The sequence below is a fragment of the Salinicola sp. genome (assembly GCF_982684285.1).
In genome coordinates, this window is sequence record NZ_CEXLVS010000392.1 from 1 (window position 1) to 2,256 (window position 2,256).

3 protein-coding genes are annotated in these 2,256 nt (G+C 64.5%); all 3 read right to left on the reverse strand.

The genetic code is table 11. From position 1 onward, the window contains the following. A partial coding sequence (locus AC3AYF_RS20265) for a metal ABC transporter solute-binding protein, Zn/Mn family (RefSeq protein WP_487780291.1) occupies positions 1-522 on the reverse strand: 522 nt, incomplete at its 3' end. A gap of 295 nt (positions 523-817) precedes the next feature. Further along, on the reverse strand, positions 818-1,414 hold the full coding sequence (locus tag AC3AYF_RS20270; RefSeq protein ID WP_295036112.1) for an HAD family hydrolase: 597 nt from the start codon (positions 1,412-1,414) through the stop codon (positions 818-820). 87 nt (positions 1,415-1,501) lie between these two features. After that, positions 1,502-2,185, reverse strand: coding sequence for a GntR family transcriptional regulator (locus tag AC3AYF_RS20275; RefSeq protein WP_295036113.1), 684 nt, complete (start codon positions 2,183-2,185; stop codon positions 1,502-1,504). Between the last annotated feature and the right edge of the window lie 71 nt (positions 2,186-2,256).

Genomic DNA, 2,256 nt, shown 5'->3' on the forward strand with positions numbered 1-2,256 from the left:
CTCGGGGATCTGCGCCAGCGACTGGCGGATCGGGGCGACGGCCGCTTCGATCTCTTGCTTGTAGCGTTCGGCGTTGTTGCGGTAAGTCTCGGCGTTGTCCGGATCGTACTTGATGAAGGCGTCGCGGATATTGTCGACGTAGATCAGCGCATTGCTCGGCGACATCCAGGCGTGGGGGTTGGGTTTACCGTCATACGGGCCGGAGGTGATGCCGATGGGCTCGACGCCCTCGGAGGCGATCACGCTGGGTACGTTGTCCAGATGCTGGAAGAACTTCTCGAACCAGCGCTCCAGGTCGAGGCCATTCCAGATGATCAGGTCGGCACCCTGGGCGCGCATGATGTCACCCGGCGTCGGCGAGTAGTTGTGGATCTCCGCGCCCGGCTTGGTGATCGACTCCACCGTGGCGGCATCGCCGGCCACGTTCTGGGCCATGTCCGCGATCACCGTGAAGGTGGTCACGGCCTTGAACTTCTGCTGCGCGGCTTCATTCGCGCCGGCGGGCAGGGCAAGCGCCAACATTGCGATGGCCATCAAGCACATCAGGGGCGAACGTCGACAGACAATCCCGGGCATGAGCGGCTCCGATCGAGTGGAGGTTGGCCAGGGCATCGCGCTCGCCGTTCGAAGGCTTTCGAGCGCAAAACGTTAGCATGATTTCTTTCTTTACCCTGGTTAAACAGTGTTCCTTTGGTTTCGATTTATAGCATTGGTTGATTCAGCTGTGAAGAGGGATGCGATGTCATTCGAAAAGGGAAAGGTTCGACGCGGGGATCGGCAAGGAGGCGGGAGCGGGGCGGATCCGCTGGCGTTGGGCTCAAAGTTGCGCCAGCAGCCGTCGACAATCCCGATGGTGCCAGTCGGTGAGGTTCGGCCAGCGGTTTTCCGCGACGTTGACCAGGATCGTGCGCGCACCGGCGGCGCGACCGCACTCGAGATCCATCGGGCTGTCGCCGACCATGACCACTGCCGAGGGTTCGACCCGCCAGCGATGGATGAAATGGTCGAGGCCGCCGGGATGCGGCTTGGGCGGCGCCTCGTTGCGTCCGAGAACCTCATCGGGAGCGAAGCAGCCGTCGAGGCCGATGGCTTCCAGGGTGATATGCGCCAGCTCCTTGGCATTGCGGGTCAGGATACCCAGACGACAGCCGCGCTCGCAGAGGGCCTGAACCAGCTCGACCGCGCCGGCTGCCGCGGTCGAGCGCAACGCCAGTTCCCGCTCGTGCTCGAGCAGCCAGGCGTGCTTGGCATCGCGCTCGGCGGTGGGCAGCGTCTCCAGGTGATGCAGGATATCGGCGCCGTCCGGAATCTCCAGCTCACGCCGGATCGCCGGGAAATCGTGCACGCCGAGGGTGAGCGTGCCATCCATGTCGAAGACCCAGTGGGTCAAGCTCGCGAGGCTAGCGGTGGGCATGAAAGGGACCAAGGCCGAGACAATATCTCATCCTACCTGTCTGGGCGGGCGATACCAGATTCGAACGCGAAACCGGCACCGGGCCGCTCAGCGCGTCTCCCGCTCCCGAAACATCTCCACCACGCGCTGCTGGGCGATGCCGATGTGGTAGTCGATCGCGGCCTCGCAGGCGTTCGCATCTCGTGTCCGCAGGGCGTCCATGACGGGTTGGTGGCTCTCCGCGACCTGGGCGGGGTCGTCGTAGAGCTGGCCGATCAGCAGGATGCAGAAGCGCATCTCGTGACACAGCTCGTCGAAAACGCGCACCAGCCGCTGGTTGCCGCTGAACTGGCACAGCATGCGATGAAAGGCGACGTCTTCCTCGATCTGCTGGAGCGCCGTGCCGTCGTTGGCGACCCGGCGCATGGTCTCGAGCTGGGCGTCGAGCGCCGCCTCCATCTCGGCCGTCAGCTTGCCGGCGAGCAGGCGGACGGCATGGCGCTCCAGGCACAGGCGCAGGTCGTAGACATCGTCGAGTTCAGCGGCGTTGAAGGTGCGAACGAAGAAGCCGCGCCGGGGTTGGGAGACCAGCATGCCACGGCTCTCGAGCAGGCGTGCCGCTTCCCGCACCGGGGCGCGGCTGACGCCGAAGTCCCGTGCCAGCTGCGCTTCGGCCAGATGCACGCCCGGCGCGAAGTCCCCCTTGAGCAGGGCCTCGGTCAGCATGTCGGCGATCTGGTTGACCAGGTCGCGCTGCTGGATCGTGGCGAATCCACTTGTGGTCGTGGTCATGGCGTCTCGTTCTGCTCGGTTTCCGGTCGTCGCACTATCGCTCAAATTGCCATTAGGGTCGACTGTCGAGT